Below are 16,199 nucleotides of genomic sequence, written 5' to 3'. Positions count from 1 at the left end.
AGCTGCGCTGACGTTCATCAAGTCGTCAGAGTCCGCAGCAGGTTCTTGTAGTCCTCGCGGATATCCGCGTCGGATTCCTTGAGTTCGTTGATCTTGCGGCACGCATGCAACACGGTGGTGTGATCGCGGCCGCCGAAAACGTCGCCGATTTCCGGCAGGCTGTGGTTGGTCAGCTCTTTGGACAAGGCCATGGCGACCTGCCGCGGACGGGCTACCGAACGGGAACGACGTTTGGACAACAGATCGGAGATCTTGATCTTGTAGTACTCGGCAACGGTGCGCTGGATGTTATCCACACTCACCAGTTTGTCCTGCAGTGCCAAAAGATCCTTGAGCGATTCGCGAATCAGCTCGATGGTGATGTCGCGACCCATGAAGTGCGAATGCGCAATCACCCGTTTCAGTGCGCCTTCGAGTTCACGCACGTTCGAGCGAATTCGCTGAGCGATAAAGAAAGCAGCATCGTGCGGCAGGTCGACCTTGGCCTGATCGGCCTTCTTCATCAGGATCGCTACCCGGGTTTCGAGCTCCGGAGGCTCTACCGCGACAGTCAGGCCCCAGCCGAAACGCGACTTCAGGCGCTCTTCCAGCCCTTCGATCTCCTTCGGATAACGATCGCTGGTCAGAATGACCTGCTGACCGCCTTCGAGCAGGGCGTTGAAGGTGTGGAAAAACTCTTCCTGGGAACGCTCTTTACGGGCAAAGAACTGAATGTCATCGATCAGCAGCGCATCGACCGAACGGTAGAAACGCTTGAACTCGTTGATGGCATTGAGTTGCAGCGCCTTGACCATATCGGCGACGAAGCGCTCGGAGTGCAGGTACACCACCTTGGCATTCGGGTTCTTCTTGAGCAGGTGGTTACCCACAGCGTGCATCAAGTGGGTTTTACCCAGGCCCACACCGCCGTACAGGAACAGCGGGTTGTAGCCATGCTTGGGGTTGTCGGCAACCTGCCAGGCCGCAGCGCGGGCCAGCTGGTTGGACTTACCTTCGACGAAGTTCTCGAAGGTAAAGGTGCGGTTCAGGTAGCTGGTGTGCTTGAGCGCACCCTCGACCTGCACGGTGCGTTGTTCGGTGCGGCCGCTTGGCGCCGGGGCGGCATTGGTTTCGCCCATGGAATCGAAGCTGTCACGCGAAGGTGCTTCCTCGACTTCGGCCACCGGTGCCGGTGCTGCTACGGGTGCGGCTACAGGTTCGTTGACCACCGCAGTTTTCGCAGCCTGGGCCTGGGATGCGGCTACAGCCGCGGCGAGCGGTGCATTAGGCGCGGCACGCGGCGCCGAACTGCGTCTGCTGCCTATTAATAAGGAAAGGGCAGGCGCAATACCGTTGCCGTGTTCACCCAGCAGCTCGAGCAGACGGCTCAGGTACTTTTCATTGACCCAGTCGAGAACGAAACGGTTGGGCGCATAGACGCGCAACTCGTCGCCTTCGGCTTCGACCTGTAGCGGACGGATCCAGGTGTTGAATTGCTGGGCAGGCAGTTCATCGCGCAGAAGCTCCACGCACTGCTGCCAAAGTTCCACTGACACGGATATCCCCTGAGTTGAAAGCCGGTGAGGCAAAAACAAGCGCCCATTGTACCCAGCGCCAGCGCAGTTATCCACATGCAGGTGCGTCGAGGATGGCGATAAATCAGCAGTTTAGTGACCAAAATGTCGTTCTGGCCATGTGAATAAGCCCTGTGGATAACCGCGCCTGAGGTCTTTGCACAACTGGGGGTCGAAATCGGTGGATAACCTGCCTGTGGATAACAGGCCATTTGATCCACAGCTTTTCCGAGGGTACAGCACAGTCAGAGCACCTCTTCTCGACAAGGTTTCTTTCCTCTGTACATTACGTATTTCAAGGGCTCTAGCTTGTTATCCACAGAAATCGTCCACATAAGATTTATAAGATTCACTAAAAAGCTTTAAATAAGTCCTCTCTTTTTTTCTATGTTTAAGTGATCCGTTATTCGCGACCTGTCAGCCCGCTCCGAGCGATCCCCCGAATGAAGCCGATTTTCCGTCTATAAGGAAAAGCTGGTTGGAAATTGACCTACGGCCCTGCTTTCTCTAGAATCGCCGGTCTCTTAAAACGGGGGCCATTCCGGCCCGTTGTCGACGAACCAGGTAACACGCCATGAAACGTACTTTCCAACCAAGCACCATCAAGCGCGCTCGCACTCACGGTTTCCGTGCCCGTATGGCCACCAAGAACGGTCGTGCCGTTCTGTCGCGTCGCCGTGCCAAAGGCCGTAAGCGCCTGGCAGTTTGATTTTTCGGCACTGGTGGTGAGTCAGGACTTCAGTCGGGAAAAGCGTCTGCTTATTCCCCGACACTTCAAAGCGGTCTTCGACTCCCCAACCGGCAAGGTTCCAGGGAAATGCCTGCTGATCCTTGCTCGCGAGAACGGTCTTGATCATCCCCGCCTGGGGCTTGTGATCGGGAAAAAGAGCGTCAAGCTCTCCGTTCAACGCAATCGCCTGAAACGCCTGATGCGCGATTCGTTTCGCCTGAACCAGCATTCGCTTGCCGGTTGGGATATCGTGATCGTCGCGCGCAAAGGGTTGGGCGAGATTGAAAACCCAGAATTGCACCAACATTTTGGCAAGCTCTGGAAGCGCCTTGCACGCAGTCGGCCCGCTCCAGTGGTTAACACCGACTCTGTGGGGGTAGACAGTCAAGATGCGTAAACTGGCGCTCGTTCCGATCCAGTTTTACCGTTATGCCATTAGTCCTCTGATGGCCAGTCACTGTCGTTTCTACCCCAGTTGCTCCTGCTATGCGTACGAAGCCATCGAAACACATGGCCTTTTACGCGGCGGGTGGCTTACCGTTCGTCGCCTGGGGCGTTGTCATCCGTGGAATGCCGGTGGTTTTGACCCGGTTCCACCTGCCTCCTCTTCCCGTACTTCTTCGATAGCCGAGTAATCATGGATATTAAACGCACGATCCTGATCGTCGCCCTGGCAATCGTGTCCTACGTCATGGTCCTTAACTGGAACCAGGACTATGGCCAGGCTGCCCTGCCGACTCAGAATACTGCTGCCAGCAACGTTGCCCCGGCCCTGCCGGACACCGCGCAGGCCGGTAACACTGGCGCCAGCGCCGATGTACCGAGCGCCAACGCTGAATCCAGCCCAGCAGAACTTGCCCCGGTAGTGGTCAGCAAGGACCTGATTCGGGTCAAGACTGATGTCCTCGATCTGGCTATCGATCCCAAAGGTGGTGACATCGCCCAGCTGATGCTGCCGAAGTACCCACGCCGTCAGGACCATCCGGACATTCCGTTCCAGTTGTTCGACAACGGTGGTGAGCGTACTTACCTGGCACAGAGCGGTCTGACTGGCGCCAACGGCCCGGATGCACGTTCGTCTGGCCGTCCGCTGTATGCCGCTGATCAGAAAAGTTATCAACTGGCCGATGGTCAGGACCAACTGGTCGTCGACCTGAAGTTCAGCGATGCCGGCGTCAACTACATCAAGCGCTTCAGCTTCAAGCGCGGTGAGTACGACCTGACCGTCACCTACCTGATCGACAACCAGAGCGCCCAGCCCTGGACCGGTAACCTGTTCGCGCAACTCAAGCGCGACGCCAGCTCGGATCCTTCCTCGAGCACCGCAACCGGTACGGCGACCTATCTGGGTGCCGCCCTGTGGACAAGTTCGGAGCCCTACAAAAAGGTGTCGATGAAAGACATCGACAAGGGAAATCTGAAAGAAAATGTTTCCGGTGGCTGGGTAGCCTGGCTGCAGCACTACTTTGTAACTGCCTGGATTCCTAACAAGTCTGACAACAACATCGTTCAGACCCGTAAGGACAGCCAAGGCAATTACATCATCGGTTTCACCGGCCCGGCATTGAACGTTGCCGCCGGCGGTAAAGCCGAAACCAGCACCGTGTTGTATGCCGGTCCCAAGGTTCAGGACAAACTCAAAGAGTTGTCCCCAGGTCTGGAACTGACCGTCGACTACGGCATTCTGTGGTTCATTGCCCAGCCCATCTTCTGGCTGCTGCAACATATCCACAGCCTGCTCGGCAACTGGGGCTGGTCGATCATTGTCCTGACCATGCTGATCAAGGCACTGTTCTTCCCGCTGTCGGCTGCCAGCTACCGTTCGATGGCGCGCATGCGTGCCGTGGCACCAAAACTGGCGATCTTGAAAGAACAACATGGCGACGACCGGCAGAAAATGTCGCAAGCCATGATGGAGCTGTACAAGAAAGAGAAGATCAACCCGCTCGGCGGCTGCCTGCCGATCCTGGTGCAGATGCCGGTCTTCCTCTCGCTGTACTGGGTTCTGCTGGAAAGCGTCGAGATGCGTCAGGCGCCATGGATGTTCTGGATCACTGACCTGTCGATCAAGGATCCGTTCTTCATCCTGCCGATCATCATGGGCGCGACCATGTTCATCCAGCAGCAGCTGAACCCGACTCCGCCGGATCCGATGCAGGCCAAGGTGATGAAGCTGATGCCAATCATCTTCACCTTCTTCTTCCTGTGGTTCCCTGCAGGTCTGGTGCTGTACTGGGTTGTGAACAACTGCTTGTCGATCGCACAGCAGTGGTACATCACCCGCGGCATCGAAAAGGCTACCAAGAAAGCCGCTGCTTGACGGGTTAGCCAGCTAACCTGTGGATAAACGCCCCCTCGTGGGGCGTTTTGCTATCTGTCGTTTTTGTCGTGAGGCCTTCGAGCATGAACACTGTGCGTGAAACCATTGCCGCCATCGCTACCGCCCAGGGACGTGGGGGCGTGGGGATCGTGCGGCTATCCGGCCCTCTGGCCGAACAAGCCGGGCTGGCCATCTGTGGAAAAACGTTAACGCCGCGGCACGCCCATTACGGCCCGTTCCGCGCTGAAGATGGCCTGGTACTGGATGAAGGCATTGCGCTGTTTTTCCCAGGGCCCAACTCCTTCACCGGTGAAGACGTGCTGGAGCTGCAGGGCCACGGCGGCCCGGTTGTGCTCGATATGCTCCTGCAGCGCTGTGTACAACTGGGTTGCCGCCTGGCGCGTCCGGGGGAATTCAGCGAGCGTGCGTTCCTCAACGACAAGCTCGACCTGGCCCAGGCCGAGGCAATCGCCGACCTGATCGAAGCCAGTTCTGCCCAGGCGGCGCGTAATGCCTTGCGCTCGCTGCAGGGCGAGTTTTCCCGACGTGTGGATAACCTCACGGAGAAATTGATCAGCCTGCGTATTTATGTGGAAGCGGCAATCGACTTCCCCGAAGAAGAAATCGACTTTCTCGCCGACGGTCACGTGCTGGGTATGCTCGATGACGTGCGCAACAATTTATCCACAGTGCAGCGCGAAGCCGGGCAGGGGGCCTTGCTGCGTGACGGCATGACGGTGGTGATTGCCGGCCGGCCGAACGCCGGCAAGTCGAGTCTGCTTAACGTTCTGGCTGGCCGCGAGGCGGCGATTGTCACCGATATCGCCGGCACCACCCGGGACATCCTGCGCGAACATATCCACATCGACGGCATGCCGCTGCACGTTGTTGACACGGCCGGGTTGCGTGATACCGATGACCATGTGGAAAAGATCGGCGTCGAACGCGCCCTCAAGGCTATCAACGAAGCCGATCGGGTATTGCTGGTGGTCGACTCCACAGCACCGGAAGCCAGTGATCCGTTTGCCCTGTGGCCGGAATTCCTCGATCTGCGTCCGGATCCGGCCAAGGTCACGCTGATTCGTAACAAGGCGGATTTGAGCGGCGACGCGATTGCCATGGAACAGAGTGAAGATGGCCATGTCACCATTACCCTCAGTGCCAAGGACAGCGACATGGGCCTTGAGCTGCTGCGCGAGCACCTGAAGGCCTGCATGGGTTATGAACAGACTGCCGAAAGCAGCTTCAGCGCACGCAGGCGCCACCTGGAGGCATTGCGTCAGGCCAGTGCACACCTGGAGCACGGCCGCGCCCAGTTGACCCTTGCCGGTGCCGGTGAACTGCTGGCAGAGGATCTGCGCCAGGCTCAACAAGCCCTGGGCGAGATTACCGGGGCATTCAGCTCTGATGACTTGCTTGGGCGGATCTTCTCCAGTTTCTGTATCGGCAAGTAAACATCCTGATCTACCGTCGGGTCTGCAACGGACCCGACTGCAGCAGCCTTTTTCTCCAATCCCCTCTCCTGGTCAGTACAGCCACAGTGCTCGTGCTGCGCTGATGCCTGCGCGTCTATCCACAATTCTCTGACATAAGCCCTGTGGAAAACCCACCTTCAGCTCCGTTGATAACTGGCCTTCAAGGCTGGAGATAACTACGCTTGTGGGTAACTGACCATTTCATCCACAGGCTTAAAGCGCTTATCCAGAACGCTCATCCCGGGTAGACCACAGGGTTTTGAATCTCTGTACATAAGGTAAATAAAGGCCTGTAGAACTTTATCCACAGAAAGGTGCCTGACTAAGAATAAACATAAAAACAAAGCTTTAATAAATTTCTCTCTTTTAATTTCTATTACTCGCCATTCATCCACAGCCTGGTTAAATTTTGTGCAAAAGGTTCCTTTAGAGGGGGGTAAGTCCCTATACTTGTGCGTTATCCCTATCTATTCCCGAAACAGGCACGAGGTGCGTGGTGGATTTCCCTTCCCGTTTTGAAGTGATCGTCATCGGCGGCGGCCATGCCGGTACCGAGGCTGCGCTTGCGTCTGCACGCATGGGTGTAAAAACCCTGCTGTTGACCCACAACGTGGAAACCCTCGGTCATATGAGTTGCAACCCGGCCATCGGTGGCATCGGCAAGAGCCACCTGGTCAAGGAAATCGATGCGCTCGGCGGTGCCATGGCACTGGCCACTGACAAGAGCGGTATCCAGTTCCGTGTTTTGAACAACCGCAAAGGCCCAGCCGTGCGCGCTACTCGCGCCCAGGCCGACCGCGCCATCTACAAATCGGTGGTGCGCGAGATTCTCGAGAACCAGCCCAACCTGTGGATATTCCAGCAGTCGTGCGACGACCTGATCGTCGAGCAGGACCAGGTACGTGGGGTGGTGACGCAAATGGGTCTGCGTTTTCTCGCTGACTCCGTAGTGCTGACCACCGGAACCTTTCTCGGTGGACTTATCCACATCGGTTTGCAGAATTACTCCGGCGGCCGCGCCGGCGATCCGCCATCGATTGCCCTGGCTCGCCGCCTGCGTGAACTGCCGCTGCGCGTTGGTCGCTTGAAAACCGGTACGCCGCCGCGCATCGACGGCCGCTCTGTGGATTTCTCGGTGATGACCGAGCAACCGGGTGACACGCCGATCCCGGTGATGTCGTTCATGGGCTCCAAGGAGCAGCATCCGCGTCAGGTCAGCTGCTGGATTACCCACACCAACGCCCGGACCCACGAGATCATTGCCTCGAACCTCGATCGTTCGCCGATGTACTCCGGGGTCATCGAAGGCATTGGCCCACGCTACTGCCCGTCGATCGAAGACAAGATCCACCGCTTCGCCGACAAGGAAAGCCATCAGGTGTTCATCGAGCCCGAAGGCCTGAACACCCACGAGCTCTATCCGAACGGGATATCCACATCCCTGCCGTTCGATGTGCAGTTGCAGATCGTCCGCTCGATCCGCGGCATGGAAAACGCCCACATCGTGCGCCCGGGCTACGCCATCGAATACGACTACTTCGATCCACGTGATCTCAAGTACAGCCTGGAAACCAAGGTGATTGGCGGGCTGTTCTTTGCCGGCCAGATCAACGGCACCACTGGCTACGAAGAAGCCGGTGCCCAGGGTCTGCTCGCGGGTACCAACGCCGCACTGCGTGCGCAAGGCCGCGAAAGCTGGTGCCCACGCCGCGATGAAGCGTACATCGGGGTGCTGGTTGACGACCTGATTACCCTGGGTACCCAGGAGCCGTACCGCATGTTCACTTCGCGCGCCGAATACCGGCTGATCCTGCGTGAAGACAACGCCGATCTGCGCCTGACCGAGAAAGGTCGTGAACTGGGCCTGGTCGATGACGAGCGCTGGGCCGCGTTCAGTGCCAAGCGCGAAAGCATCGCCCTGGAAGAACAGCGTCTCAAATCCACCTGGGTCCGCCCGGACACCACCCAAGGTCAGGCCATTGCCGAGAAATTCGGCACGCCGTTGAGCCATGAATACAACCTGCTCAACCTGCTGACTCGCCCGGAAATCGATTACGCCGGGCTGATGGAAGTGACCGGCGGTGCCGAGATCGACCCGCAGGTGGCCGAACAGGTTGAAATCAAGACCAAATACGCCGGTTACATCGACCGGCAACAGGAAGAAATCGCCCGGCTGCGCGCCAGCGAAGACACCCGCCTGCCCGACGATATCGATTACAGCGGTATTTCCGGGCTGTCCAAGGAAATCCAGGGCAAGCTCGGCCAGACCCGGCCCGAGACCCTGGGCCAGGCTTCGCGTATCCCCGGCGTGACCCCGGCGGCGATTTCCCTGTTGCTGATTCATCTGAAAAAACGCGGCGCAGGCCGCGAGTTGGAGCAAAGCGCTTGAGTTCTCAGGTCACCCCTCAACACGCCGAAGAGTTGTCCACAGGCGCCCGCCAGCTCGGTGTCGAGCTGAGCGAGGCCCAGCAGGCACAACTGCTGGCCTACCTGGCCTTGCTGATCAAGTGGAACAAGGCCTACAACCTGACCGCCGTGCGCAATCCGGACGAAATGGTTTCCCGCCATCTGCTCGACAGCCTCAGCGTCATGCCGTTTATCCACAGCGAGCGCTGGCTGGATGTCGGCAGCGGCGGTGGCATGCCGGGCATTCCTTTGGCTATCCTGCATCCGGACAAGCAAGTCACGGTGCTCGACAGCAACGGCAAGAAAACCCGCTTCCTGACCCAGGTAAAGCTTGAACTCAAACTGGATAACCTCACAGTTATCCACAAGCGGGTAGAGGAGTTCCAACCGGAGCTGCCTTTCACCGGAATTGTTTCCCGTGCTTTCAGCAGCATGGAGAACTTCACCAACTGGACGCGCCACCTCGGTGACGCCCAGACGCAGTGGCTGGCAATGAAAGGGCTGCATCCTGCCGATGAGCTGGTAGCATTGCCGGCAGATTTCAGAGTGGATAGCGAGCAGGCCTTGACCGTTCCGGGTTGCCAAGGCCAACGCCATCTGCTGATACTGCGCCGCACGGCATGACTGGGAACACAAGCAAGAATGGCTAAGGTATTCGCAATCGCGAACCAGAAAGGTGGTGTGGGCAAAACCACCACCTGTATCAATCTCGCAGCATCGCTGGTGGCAACCAAGCGCCGCGTGCTGCTGATCGATCTCGATCCACAGGGCAACGCCACCATGGGTAGCGGTGTGGATAAACACGTCCTGGAACATTCGGTCTATGACCTGTTGATCGGCGAATGCGACCTGGCCCAGGCCATGCACTTCTCCGAGCACGGCGGCTATCAGCTGCTGCCGGCCAACCGCGACCTGACCGCCGCCGAAGTGGTCCTGCTGGAAATGCAGATGAAGGAGAGCCGCCTGCGCACCGCGCTGGCGCCGATCCGCGAGAATTACGACTACATCCTGATCGACTGCCCGCCGTCGCTGTCGATGCTGACCCTCAACGCCCTGGTCGCCGCCGATGGCGTGATCATTCCGATGCAATGTGAATACTTTGCCCTGGAAGGCTTGAGCGACCTTGTGGATAACATCAAGCGGATCGGCGAGCGGCTGAACCCGCAGCTCAAGGTCGAAGGCCTGCTGCGGACCATGTACGACCCACGTCTGAGCCTGATCAACGATGTTTCCGCACAGCTCAAGGAACACTTCGGCGACCAGCTGTACGACACCGTGATTCCACGCAACATCCGCCTTGCCGAGGCCCCGAGCTTCGGCATGCCGGCCCTGGCCTACGACAAGCAATCGCGTGGCGCCCTGGCATACCTGGCACTGGCCGGGGAACTGGTTCGTCGCCAACGTCGTCAAACCCGCACTGCACAGACAACTTAAGGAATCCGCATGGCCGTTAAGAAACGGGGTCTCGGACGTGGGTTGGATGCACTGCTCAGTGGTCCGACCGTCAGCGCGCTCGAAGAGCAGGCTGTCCAGGTCGACCAAAAGGAACTGCAACACCTGCCGCTCGACCTGATCCAGCGCGGCAAGTACCAGCCGCGCCGGGACATGGACCCGCAGGCACTGGAAGAACTCGCCCACTCGATCAAGAGCCAGGGCGTGATGCAGCCGATCGTGGTGCGCCCGATCGCTGACAACAAATTCGAGATCATCGCCGGTGAACGCCGCTGGCGCGCCAGCCAGCAGGCCGGCATGGACACCATCCCGGCCATGGTCCGCGATGTGCCGGATGAAGCGGCCATCGCCATGGCCCTGATCGAGAACATCCAGCGCGAAGATCTCAACCCGGTGGAAGAGGCCATCGCCCTGCAGCGTCTGCAGCAGGAATTCCAGCTGACCCAGCAACAGGTCGCCGATGCTGTGGGCAAGTCGCGGGTAACCGTGGCCAACCTGCTGCGCCTGATCTCGTTGCCAGAGGTGATCAAGACCATGTTGTCCCACGGCGACCTGGAAATGGGTCACGCCCGGGCATTGCTCGGATTGCCGGATGAACAGCAGGTCGATGGGGCGCGTCACGTTGTCGCACGCGGCCTGACCGTGCGCCAGACTGAAGCACTGGTTCGCCAGTGGCTCAACGGTAAGCCTGAGGCCGCAGAACCTGCCAAGCCGGACCCGGACATCACCCGCCTTGAACAGCGTCTGGCAGAGCGTCTGGGCTCGGCCGTACAGATTCGTCACGGCAACAAGGGCAAGGGCCAGTTAGTTATCCGTTACAACTCACTAGATGAGTTGCAAGGTGTGCTTGCTCACATCCGCTGAAACAATTCCTTTTGTAGCGCGTAGTCGGAAATCACTACCCGGCAGTTGAATAGGGGTTAAACCGCCCCTATACTCTGCGCGCATTTTGTCGGCACAAATTATGCCAAGTCATAGCTGACTGGTTGGTCGACTTTCGAGGAGCAGTTGTGATGGAAACCCGCACGCCAAACCGCTTGCCTTTCCATCGCTGGGCGGTTTTTCCGGTACTGTTGGCTCAATGTGTCGTGTTTCTGCTGGCAACTTTGGCGTTGTGGCAGTGGCACGGGGCGGTCAGTGGATATTCGGCACTCTGCGGAGGGCTGATTGCCTGGCTGCCGAATGTGTATTTCGCCTGGAAGGCTTTTCGTTACACGGGAGCCAGGGCAGCGCAGGCCATCGTCAAGTCGTTCTACGCTGGCGAGGCAGGCAAGTTGATTTTGACGGCAGTGCTTTTTGCACTGACGTTCGCAGGAGTGAAGCCATTGGCGCCGTTAGCAGTCTTCGGTGTCTTTCTGCTGACCCAGTTGGTCAGCTGGTTCGCGCCCCTGCTGATGAATATAAGACTTTCGAGACCTTAGGGCGTTTGAGGCAACCATGGCAGCAGAAACCGCTTCGGGCTATATCCAGCACCACTTGCAGAACCTGACCTTCGGTCAACTACCAGACGGCGGTTGGGGCTTTGCCCATTCCGCAGCAGAAGCCAAGGCAATGGGCTTCTGGGCTTTCCACCTGGATACCCTGGGTTGGTCGGTCGCACTGGGTCTGCTTTTCGTATTCCTGTTCCGCATGGCAGCCAAGAAGGCGACTTCCGGTCAGCCTGGCGGCCTGCAGAACTTCGTAGAAGTGCTGGTTGAGTTCGTCGACGGCAGCGTCAAGGACAGCTTCCACGGCCGCAGCCCGGTGATCGCCCCGCTGGCGCTGACCATTTTCGTCTGGGTCTTCCTGATGAACGCCGTCGACCTGATCCCGGTCGACTGGATTCCGCAGCTGGCCATCCTGATCTCCGGTGATCCGCACATTCCGTTCCGTGCCGTTTCGACCACCGACCCGAACGCGACCCTGGCCATGGCCTTCAGCGTATTCGCCCTGATCATTTTCTACAGCATCAAGGTCAAAGGCCTCGGCGGCTTCCTCGGCGAGCTGACCCTGCACCCGTTCGGCAGCAAGAACATCTTCGTTCAGATCCTGCTGATTCCGGTCAACTTCCTGCTCGAATTCGTGACCCTGATTGCCAAGCCAATCTCGCTGGCCCTGCGTCTGTTCGGCAACATGTACGCCGGCGAGCTGGTGTTCATCCTGATTGCCGTGATGTTCGGCAGCGGCCTGCTCTGGCTCAGCGGCCTGGGCGTGGTGCTGCAGTGGGCGTGGGCTGTGTTCCACATCCTGATCATCACCCTGCAAGCGTTCATCTTCATGATGCTTACCATCGTCTACCTGTCGATGGCTCACGAAGATAACCATTAAGACCGCCTGGCGTGTCTGATGACCCTTGCGCCGGTACGGGGAAGGGTCGAAAAAGTCCGCAAGGGCAGCTGTACCAAACGATTTTGTTTTACCGCTTCAAACTAAAAAACCTAACCAATACGACGTAAAAGTCGGGAGGAAAGATGGAAACTGTAGTTGGTCTTACCGCTATCGCTGTTGCTCTGCTGATCGGCCTGGGTGCTCTGGGTACCGCCATTGGTTTCGGCCTGCTGGGCGGCAAGTTCCTGGAAGGCGCTGCTCGTCAGCCAGAGATGGTTCCAATGCTGCAAGTTAAAATGTTCATCGTTGCCGGTCTGCTCGACGCCGTAACCATGATCGGTGTTGGTATCGCTCTGTTCTTCACCTTCGCTAATCCCTTCGTTGGTCAAATCGCCGGCTAATCACTCGAATTCTCGAGTGGTTTGGTGTGATGGACAAAGAACGAGCGAGGTGTTGGCGTGAACATTAATGCAACCCTGATTGGTCAGTCCGTTGCGTTCTTCATTTTTGTGCTGTTCTGCATGAAGTTCGTGTGGCCTCCGGTCATCGCGGCATTGCAAGAACGTCAGAAGAAGATCGCGGATGGACTGGACGCTGCCAACCGAGCAGCTCGCGACCTGGAGTTGGCCCAAGACAAAGCGGGTCAGCAACTGCGCGAAGCGAAAGCTCAGGCAGCCGAAATCATTGAGCAAGCCAAGAAGCGCGGTGCTCAGATCGTCGAGGAAGCCCGTGATCAGGCCCGCGTCGAAGCTGACCGTGTGAAGGCTCAGGCTCAGGCCGAGATCGAACAGGAAATTAACGGTGTCAAAGACGCCCTGCGTGCCCAAGTGGGTCTGCTGGCTGTCGGCGGTGCTGAAAAGATCCTTGGCGCCACAATCGATCAAAACGCGCATGCGGAGCTGGTTAATAAACTGGCCGCTGAAATTTAAGCGAGGGCGATCATGGCAGAACTGACCACGTTGGCCCGACCTTACGCTAAGGCGGCCTTTGAGCACGCCCAGGCCCATCAGCAACTGGCCAATTGGTCAGCCATGCTCGGCCTGGCTGCTGCAGTGTCGGAAGACGACACGATGCAGCGCCTGCTCAAGGCCCCGCGACTGACGAGCGCAGAAAAGGCCGCCGCGTTTATTGACGTGTGCGGTGACAAGTTCGATGCACAGGCACAGAATTTCATTCATGTTGCCGCGGAAAACGACCGTCTCCTGCTTTTGCCGGAGATTTCGGCTTTGTTCGACCTGTACAAGGCTGAACAAGAGAAATCCGTGGACGTGGAAGTCACCAGTGCTTTTGCGTTGAACCAAGAACAGCAAGACAAACTCGCCAAGGTTCTCAGTGCACGGCTCAGCCGGGAAGTGCGCCTGCATGCGACGGAGGATGCCACCCTGATCGGTGGTGTCGTGATCCGCGCCGGCGACCTGGTAATCGATGGCTCGGTTCGCGGCAAAATCGCGAAACTGGCCGAAGCATTGAAATCTTGAGTTTGAAGGGGCAGCAGAGCAATGCAGCAACTCAATCCTTCCGAAATTAGTGAAATCATCAAGGGTCGCATCGAGAAACTCGACGTGACCTCCCAAGCCCGCAACGAGGGTACCGTCGTCAGCGTTTCTGACGGTATCGTGCGGATTCACGGTCTGGCCGACGTTATGTACGGCGAAATGATCGAGTTTCCAGGTGGCGTGTTCGGTATGGCCCTCAACCTGGAGCAAGACTCCGTTGGTGCGGTAGTACTGGGCGCCTACGACACCCTCGCTGAAGGCATGAGCGCCAAGTGCACCGGCCGCATCCTTGAAGTTCCAGTTGGTAAGGAACTGCTGGGTCGCGTAGTCGACGCACTGGGTAACCCAATCGACGGCAAAGGCCCACTGGGCAACACCGAGACCGACGCGGTCGAGAAAGTTGCTCCGGGCGTGATCTGGCGTAAGTCGGTAGACCAGCCTGTACAGACTGGCTACAAATCTGTCGACGCCATGATCCCGGTCGGCCGTGGCCAGCGCGAGCTGATCATCGGTGACCGTCAGATCGGTAAGACCGCCATGGCGATCGACGCCATCATCAACCAGAAAGACTCCGGTATTTTCTGTGTTTATGTTGCTGTCGGCCAGAAGCGTTCCACCGTTGCCAACATCGTTCGCAAGCTGGAAGAAAACGGCGCCCTGGCCAACACCATCGTGGTGGTTGCCAGTGCTTCGGAATCCGCCGCACTGCAATTCCTGGCGCCATACGCCGGTTGCACCATGGGCGAGTTCTTCCGTGACCGCGGTGAAGACGCGCTGATCGTATACGATGACCTGTCCAAGCAGGCCGTTGCCTACCGTCAGATCTCCCTGCTGCTGCGCCGTCCACCAGGACGTGAAGCGTACCCAGGTGACGTGTTCTATCTCCACTCCCGTCTGCTGGAGCGTGCATCGCGCGTTTCCGAAGAGTACGTCGAGAAGTTCACCAACGGTGCTGTAACTGGCAAGACCGGTTCCCTGACCGCACTGCCGATCATCGAAACCCAGGCTGGCGACGTTTCCGCGTTCGTTCCGACCAACGTGATTTCCATCACCGACGGTCAGATCTTCCTGGAATCGGCCATGTTCAACTCGGGCATCCGCCCTGCAGTGAACGCCGGTGTTTCGGTATCCCGTGTGGGTGGTGCCGCTCAGACCAAGATCATCAAGAAGCTCTCCGGTGGTATCCGTACCGCTCTGGCTCAGTACCGTGAACTGGCGGCATTCGCCCAGTTCGCTTCTGACCTGGACGAAGCCACCCGTAAGCAACTCGAGCACGGTCAACGTGTTACCGAGCTGATGAAGCAGAAGCAATACGCTCCAATGTCCATCGCGGACATGGCGCTGTCGCTGTATGCCGCTGAGCGTGGGTTCCTGACCGACGTTGAAATCGCCAAGATTGGTAGCTTCGAACAAGCACTGATCGCTTACTTCAACCGTGATCACGCCGAACTGATGGCGAAGATCAACGTGAAGGGTGACTTCAACGACGAAATCGACGCTGGCATCAAAGCCGGTATCGAGAAGTTCAAGGCCACCCAAACCTGGTAAGCCGCAGCGGGGGCTTTGCGGCCCCCGCTTGCTAACCTGATAGGTGTTACATGGCAGGCGCAAAAGAGATTCGCAGTAAGATTGCGAGCATCAAAAGCACGCAAAAAATTACCAGCGCCATGGAAAAAGTGGCGGTCAGTAAAATGCGCAAGGCACAAATGCGCATGGCTGCTAGCCGTCCTTACGCGGAGCGTATCCGCCAGGTTATCGGTCATCTGGCCAACGCCAACCCGGAATACCGCCACCCCTTCATGATCGAACGCGAAGTAAAGCGCGTTGGTTATGTCGTCGTGAGCAGTGACCGTGGTCTGTGCGGTGGCTTGAACACCAACCTGTTCAAGGCTCTGGTCAAGGACATGGCGGTCAACCGCGAGCAAGGTATCGAGATCGATCTTTGCGTGGTTGGCAGCAAGGGTGCGGCGTTTTTCCGCAGCTTCGGCGGCAACGTCGTAGCCGCGATCAGCCACCTGGGCGAAGAGCCGTCGATCAATGATCTGATCGGCAGCGTCAAGGTCATGCTGGACGCTTACCTGGATGGTCGTATCGACCGTCTGTCCGTGGTATCGAACAAGTTCGTCAATACCATGACGCAAGCCCCAACGGTCGAGCAGTTGATTCCGTTGGTTGCAACCCCGGATCAAGAACTCAAGCACCACTGGGACTACCTCTACGAACCTGACGCCAAAGAGCTGCTGGACGGCCTGATGGTGCGTTACGTGGAGTCGCAGGTCTACCAGGCGGTGGTCGAGAACAACGCAGCTGAACAAGCTGCCCGGATGATCGCGATGAAGAACGCCACCGACAACGCCGGTGACCTGATCAGCGAATTGCAGCTGATCTACAACAAGGCGCGTCAGGCTGCGATCACCCAAGAGATCTCGGAAATCGTCGGCGGCGCTGCCGCGGTTTAAC

17 protein-coding genes are annotated in these 16,199 nt (G+C 58.0%); 16 read left to right on the top strand and 1 reads right to left on the bottom strand.

The window, feature by feature from the left end; genetic code table 11:
* Nucleotides 1–17 precede the first annotated feature (17 nt).
* Nucleotides 18–1,535, bottom strand: a complete 1,518-nt coding sequence (gene dnaA, locus JV241A_RS26810) for a chromosomal replication initiator protein DnaA (RefSeq protein ID WP_115084556.1) — start codon at nt 1,533–1,535, stop codon at nt 18–20.
* A gap of 592 nt (nt 1,536–2,127) precedes the next feature.
* Here dnaA and rpmH point away from each other — a divergent pair.
* The 16 genes from rpmH to atpG all read left to right on the top strand — a co-directional run bounded on the left by rpmH (nt 2,128) and on the right by atpG (nt 16,198).
* On the top strand, nt 2,128–2,262 hold the full coding sequence (rpmH, locus tag JV241A_RS26805; RefSeq protein WP_002551315.1) for a 50S ribosomal protein L34: 135 nt from the start codon (nt 2,128–2,130) through the stop codon (nt 2,260–2,262).
* Between the two features lie 13 nt (nt 2,263–2,275).
* Nucleotides 2,276–2,680, top strand: coding sequence for a ribonuclease P protein component (gene rnpA, locus JV241A_RS26800; RefSeq protein ID WP_010222710.1), 405 nt, complete (start codon nt 2,276–2,278; stop codon nt 2,678–2,680).
* Entirely contained in the window at nt 2,673–2,918 is a 246-nt protein-coding gene (gene yidD, locus JV241A_RS26795; protein WP_080764817.1) for a membrane protein insertion efficiency factor YidD, read from the top strand. The genes rnpA and yidD overlap by 8 nt, the downstream gene beginning before the upstream one ends.
* A gap of 2 nt (nt 2,919–2,920) precedes the next feature.
* Nucleotides 2,921–4,603, top strand: coding sequence for a membrane protein insertase YidC (gene yidC / locus JV241A_RS26790; RefSeq protein ID WP_115084557.1), 1,683 nt, complete (start codon nt 2,921–2,923; stop codon nt 4,601–4,603).
* 83 nt (nt 4,604–4,686) lie between these two features.
* A complete protein-coding gene (gene mnmE / locus JV241A_RS26785) occupies nt 4,687–6,057 on the top strand; it encodes a tRNA uridine-5-carboxymethylaminomethyl(34) synthesis GTPase MnmE (RefSeq protein WP_115084559.1) in 1,371 nt (456 codons plus the stop codon).
* Nucleotides 6,058–6,574: 517 nt separating this feature from the next.
* Nucleotides 6,575–8,467: a tRNA uridine-5-carboxymethylaminomethyl(34) synthesis enzyme MnmG gene (gene mnmG, locus JV241A_RS26780; protein WP_115084996.1), complete on the top strand. Its 1,893-nt coding sequence runs from the start codon at nt 6,575–6,577 to the stop codon at nt 8,465–8,467.
* Complete coding sequence (rsmG, locus tag JV241A_RS26775) at nt 8,464–9,108, top strand: 16S rRNA (guanine(527)-N(7))-methyltransferase RsmG (RefSeq protein WP_115084562.1); 645 nt, start codon at nt 8,464–8,466, stop codon at nt 9,106–9,108. The genes mnmG and rsmG overlap by 4 nt, the downstream gene beginning before the upstream one ends.
* 18 nt (nt 9,109–9,126) lie before the next feature.
* A complete protein-coding gene (locus JV241A_RS26770; RefSeq protein ID WP_010222720.1) occupies nt 9,127–9,918 on the top strand; it encodes a ParA family protein in 792 nt (263 codons plus the stop codon).
* Nucleotides 9,919–9,927: 9 nt separating this feature from the next.
* The gene (locus tag JV241A_RS26765) at nt 9,928–10,800 is read left to right on the top strand and encodes a ParB/RepB/Spo0J family partition protein (RefSeq protein WP_045199401.1); all 873 of its coding nucleotides are present in this window, start codon (nt 9,928–9,930) and stop codon (nt 10,798–10,800) included.
* A gap of 149 nt (nt 10,801–10,949) precedes the next feature.
* Nucleotides 10,950–11,357 carry a F0F1 ATP synthase subunit I gene (locus tag JV241A_RS26760; RefSeq protein WP_010222722.1) on the top strand — a complete coding sequence of 136 codons (408 nt, stop codon included), beginning with the start codon at nt 10,950–10,952 and terminating at the stop codon, nt 11,355–11,357.
* Between the two features lie 16 nt (nt 11,358–11,373).
* On the top strand, nt 11,374–12,243 hold the full coding sequence (atpB, locus tag JV241A_RS26755) for a F0F1 ATP synthase subunit A (protein WP_115084564.1): 870 nt from the start codon (nt 11,374–11,376) through the stop codon (nt 12,241–12,243).
* A gap of 143 nt (nt 12,244–12,386) precedes the next feature.
* Nucleotides 12,387–12,644 (top strand): F0F1 ATP synthase subunit C, encoded by a 258-nt coding sequence (gene atpE / locus JV241A_RS26750; protein ID WP_003097235.1) that lies wholly within the window; start codon nt 12,387–12,389, stop codon nt 12,642–12,644.
* Between the two features lie 57 nt (nt 12,645–12,701).
* Nucleotides 12,702–13,172 (top strand): F0F1 ATP synthase subunit B, encoded by a 471-nt coding sequence (locus JV241A_RS26745; protein ID WP_010222733.1) that lies wholly within the window; start codon nt 12,702–12,704, stop codon nt 13,170–13,172.
* Nucleotides 13,173–13,184: 12 nt separating this feature from the next.
* Entirely contained in the window at nt 13,185–13,721 is a 537-nt protein-coding gene (locus tag JV241A_RS26740) for a F0F1 ATP synthase subunit delta (RefSeq protein WP_115084566.1), read from the top strand.
* A gap of 21 nt (nt 13,722–13,742) precedes the next feature.
* Nucleotides 13,743–15,287 (top strand): F0F1 ATP synthase subunit alpha, encoded by a 1,545-nt coding sequence (gene atpA, locus JV241A_RS26735; protein WP_038997914.1) that lies wholly within the window; start codon nt 13,743–13,745, stop codon nt 15,285–15,287.
* Nucleotides 15,288–15,337: 50 nt separating this feature from the next.
* Nucleotides 15,338–16,198, top strand: coding sequence for a F0F1 ATP synthase subunit gamma (gene atpG, locus JV241A_RS26730; protein ID WP_038997915.1), 861 nt, complete (start codon nt 15,338–15,340; stop codon nt 16,196–16,198).
* Nucleotide 16,199: the final 1 nt, after the last annotated feature.

The sequence above is a fragment of the Pseudomonas sp. JV241A genome (assembly GCF_900275665.1).
In the GTDB taxonomy this organism is placed as follows: Bacteria; Pseudomonadota; Gammaproteobacteria; order Pseudomonadales; family Pseudomonadaceae; genus Aquipseudomonas; species Aquipseudomonas wadenswilerensis.
Note: the sequence above shows the minus strand (reverse complement) of the source record. Positions and strands in the feature narration are given on the sequence as shown.

What these genes read in the sequence shown, in the direction of transcription:
- rpmH (WP_002551315.1), top strand. Translation starts at nt 2,128, where the DNA reads ATGAAACGTACTTTCCAACCAAGCACCATCAAGCGCGCTCGCACTCAC.
- yidD (WP_080764817.1), top strand. Translation starts at nt 2,673, where the DNA reads ATGCGTAAACTGGCGCTCGTTCCGATCCAGTTTTACCGTTATGCCATT.
- yidC (WP_115084557.1), top strand. Translation starts at nt 2,921, where the DNA reads ATGGATATTAAACGCACGATCCTGATCGTCGCCCTGGCAATCGTGTCC.
- mnmE (WP_115084559.1), top strand. Translation starts at nt 4,687, where the DNA reads ATGAACACTGTGCGTGAAACCATTGCCGCCATCGCTACCGCCCAGGGA.
- JV241A_RS26770 (WP_010222720.1), top strand. Translation starts at nt 9,127, where the DNA reads ATGGCTAAGGTATTCGCAATCGCGAACCAGAAAGGTGGTGTGGGCAAA.
- JV241A_RS26765 (WP_045199401.1), top strand. Translation starts at nt 9,928, where the DNA reads ATGGCCGTTAAGAAACGGGGTCTCGGACGTGGGTTGGATGCACTGCTC.
- JV241A_RS26760 (WP_010222722.1), top strand. Translation starts at nt 10,950, where the DNA reads ATGGAAACCCGCACGCCAAACCGCTTGCCTTTCCATCGCTGGGCGGTT.
- atpB (WP_115084564.1), top strand. Translation starts at nt 11,374, where the DNA reads ATGGCAGCAGAAACCGCTTCGGGCTATATCCAGCACCACTTGCAGAAC.
- atpE (WP_003097235.1), top strand. Translation starts at nt 12,387, where the DNA reads ATGGAAACTGTAGTTGGTCTTACCGCTATCGCTGTTGCTCTGCTGATC.
- JV241A_RS26740 (WP_115084566.1), top strand. Translation starts at nt 13,185, where the DNA reads ATGGCAGAACTGACCACGTTGGCCCGACCTTACGCTAAGGCGGCCTTT.
- atpA (WP_038997914.1), top strand. Translation starts at nt 13,743, where the DNA reads ATGCAGCAACTCAATCCTTCCGAAATTAGTGAAATCATCAAGGGTCGC.
- atpG (WP_038997915.1), top strand. Translation starts at nt 15,338, where the DNA reads ATGGCAGGCGCAAAAGAGATTCGCAGTAAGATTGCGAGCATCAAAAGC.